Genomic DNA, 3678 nt, shown 5'->3' with positions numbered 1-3678 from the left:
ATCCATAAACCTTCACGCCAATGAAGGTTTATTTGTTGTGTTTAAAAAACAGTATAGCAGTTTTCAAAACATATTACACACTGCAGCTTGACAACTATTAGCTGGTTTTCTTCTGACAACTGGCATTTGGAGCTTTTGGGAGACAAGTTAGTTTGAAATGAAATTATAGAACGCCTACGTTTACCTACCCTTTTTCCTAGTTGATTTACCCGTCCGGGTAGGTCATTTTTTGTTTTTCAAGCATTATACTTAATTTAGATTTGCTTTACGGAGAGCGAGTATTTAGATCTGTATAAGTATGGCTTTTTCAAACATCTAATTGCTGCTAATCAAGATGCCTCTGAGTCAATACCTACGTTTAGGCACATAATGTCCCCTTGCTCTTCTCTATTCCTCAGCACTAGGTAACACAAGTGGTCCATCATCTTTGCCCCCAGCATTACTCAATCAAACCAACACAGAAATACTCTAATAAAAAATACAGGAATCGCATTGAAAGCTTTGATGGGAGGGAGAGAGTTTAGAGGTGGGGTAGTCGAGTGTGGTTATTATTTTTTTTAGAATAGAAATGGGATTACAAGGAGGAGCAAGATATTTATGAAGCTTTTGAAACGCAGATCGCTGATTTATTTGTTAATAGTAAGTATGATGCTGACGTTGGTAGCTGGGCCTGGAACGGTTGAGGCAGCAGCCTCTAATTGGATTATGGTGGATGGCGGAGGGACTACTGGCCTGAATGTGAATACTTCGAGTCATGCACCGCAAGCTATGCGTACGGCCGTACACCATAATATTCTTTATGCAGCCTGGATTGAAAGGGCATCGTCAATTAATCAGGTTCGAGTAAAAAGCTTTAATGGAACAACATGGAGAAGCATAGACGGAAGCGGTGCGACCGGTCTGAATATAAATCCAGCAGATCGGGCGCTTAACCCTTCCTTAATTGTATATGAGGATATTCTATACTTGATTTGGGAGGAAACGGGTAAGATTCGCGTAAAAAAATACGATGGAACCAGTTGGATCAGTGTGGATGAAGGCGGCTTGAATGGAAGCGCTTCGGCAACATCAGTTGCTCCACGCATGGCCGTCTTGAACAACAACCTTTACGTAGCTTGGCATGAGAAGGTAGACGGCGGAGTTAATCAGATTCGAGTAATGAGCTTTGACGGTACCAATTGGACGAGTGTCGATGGCGGAGGCTCTACAGGTTTGAACGCAGATCCTTTGAGTTCTGCAACCTATCCGACGATGGCCGTATTTAACAACACTTTATACATTTCCTGGTATGAATATGGTCGTTGGGCTGCACAAGTGAGAGTAAAGAAATATGATGACTCCAGTTGGATTAGTGTCGATGGTGGAGGAAGCGACGGCATAAACGTAGATCCTTCTTTCAACGCATTAGCCCCCGAATTAATCGTGTTTAATAATGAGCTGTATGCAACATGGTATGAGAGTAGTCAGATTAGAGTAAAGAATTATGATGGAGCAAGTTGGACGAGTGTAGATGGCGGGGGTTCAAATGGCTTAAATGTAAATGTTAACAGGGCCGCATCTTTTCCTAAACCGATGGTGTTTAATAATGATTTATACCTTACATGGCTCGAAGATAATGGCACTACTAGAGCTCAAATTCGGGTAAAAAAGTATGATAGAACAAGTTGGTCATCTGTAGATGATGGAGGTGCAAATGGTATTAATGCCAGTGCTATCGATACAGCTTGGGAACCTTCCCTGCAACAATTCAATGGTGATTTATATGCTTTTTGGGCTGAAGCCAATGGTTATTCCGGTCAGGTTAGGGCAGCCAGGATGTTGATTGACGCTGACATTCCGACCATCAGTACACAGCCAGCGAATCAGGTGGTAAATGTGGGAGGAACGGCGACGCTTAGAGTGACGGCGTACACCATAGACGGCGGGACGTTAAGCTACCAGTGGTACAGCAATACCAGTAACAGCACCTCCGGTGCTACGCCTGTGACTGGAGCGACTAGCGCAAGCTATAACGCGCCGACTGCCACTGATGGGACTCTGTACTATTACGTCGAGGTGACGAATACAAATTCGCGCGCTGTGGGAACAAAATCGGCGAGTGTTACGAGCAATGTTGCTTCGGTGACAGCGAATGTGCTCGTGAACGCGGCTACGCCGAGCATTGGGACGCAGCCAGCCGATGCGACGATAGAGGTTGGAGGAACGGCTACGCTTAGCGTAGCGGCGAGTGTGAGCGATGGAGGTGTATTGAGCTATCAGTGGTATAGCAATAGCAGCAACAGCACGAGCGGAGGCACGTTCGTGAATGGAGCGAGAGGCGCTAGCTATAATGTACCGACGGCAACGGCCGGCACGAGGTATTATTTCGTCGTAGTGACGAACACGAATATGAGCGTGAGCGGAACGAAGGTGGCTGGCGTGATAAGTGGAGTAGCTCAAGTGACGGTGAACGAGCTTGTTAACGCAGAGGCGCCGAGCATTGGGACGCAGCCAGCGGATGCGACAGTGAACGTTGGAGGCACAGCAACACTTAGCGTAGCGGCGAGCGTGAGCGATGGAGGTATATTGAGCTACCAGTGGTACAGCAATGGCATCAATAGCGCGAGCGGAGGTACGTTGGTGTCTGGAGCGACAAGCGCTAGCTACAACGCACCGACAGCAACAGCTGGCACGAGGTATTATTACGTCGTAGTGACGAACACGAATGCGAGCGTGAACGGAACGAAGACGGCAAGCGTGACGAGTGGAACCGCATTGGTGACGGTGAACGCGCTCGTAAATGCAGTTACGCCGAGCATTGGGACGCAGCCAACGGATGCGACAGTGAACGTTGGAGGCACAGCAACACTTAGCGTAGCGGCGAGTGTGAGCGATGGAGGTGTATTGAGCTATCAGTGGTATAGCAATAGCAGCAACAGCACGAGCGGAGGTACGTTGGTGTCTGGAGCGACAAGCGCTAGCTACAACGCACCGACAGCAACAGCTGGCACGAGGTATTATTACGTCGTAGTGACGAACACGAATATGAGCGTGAGCGGAACGAAGGTGGCTGGCGTGATAAGTGGAGTAGCTCAAGTGACGGTGAACGCGCTCGTAAACGCAGAGGCGCCGAGCATTGGGACGCAGCCAGCGGATGCGACAGTGAACGTTGGAGGCACAGCAACACTTAGCGTAGCGGCGAGCGTGAGCGATGGAGGTATATTGAGCTACCAGTGGTACAGCAATGGCATCAATAGCGCGAGCGGAGGTACGTTGGTGTCTGGAGCGACAAGCGCTAGCTACAACGCACCGACAGCAACAGCTGGCACGAGGTATTATTACGTCGTAGTGACGAACACGAATGCGAGCGTGAACGGAACGAAGACGGCAAGCGTGACGAGTGGAACCGCATTGGTGACGGTGAACGCGCTCGTAAACGCAGAGGCGCCGAGCATTGGGACGCAGCCAACGGATGCGACAGTGAACGTAGGAGGCACAGCAACACTTAGCGTAGCGGCGAGCGTGAGCGATGGAGGTATATTGAGCTACCAGTGGTACAGCAATGGCATCAATAGCGCGAGCGGAGGTACGTTGGTGTCTGGAGCGACAAGCGCTAGCTACAACGCACCGACAGCAACAGCTGGCACGAGGTATTATTACGTCGTAGTGACGAACACGAATGCGAGCGTGAACGGAACG

1 pseudogene is annotated in these 3678 nt (G+C 49.1%); it reads left to right on the top strand.

Features of this window, described 5'->3' with window-relative positions:
* Positions 1–597: 597 nt before the first annotated feature.
* Positions 598–3678: pseudogene (locus tag AC0YN3_RS33055) on the top strand (hypothetical protein); the annotation flags it as partial.

The sequence above is a fragment of the Paenibacillus sp. J22R232 genome (genome assembly GCF_056269165.1).
The sequence above is the reverse complement of the archived record's forward strand: the minus strand, read 5'-3'. Positions and strand labels throughout refer to the sequence as shown.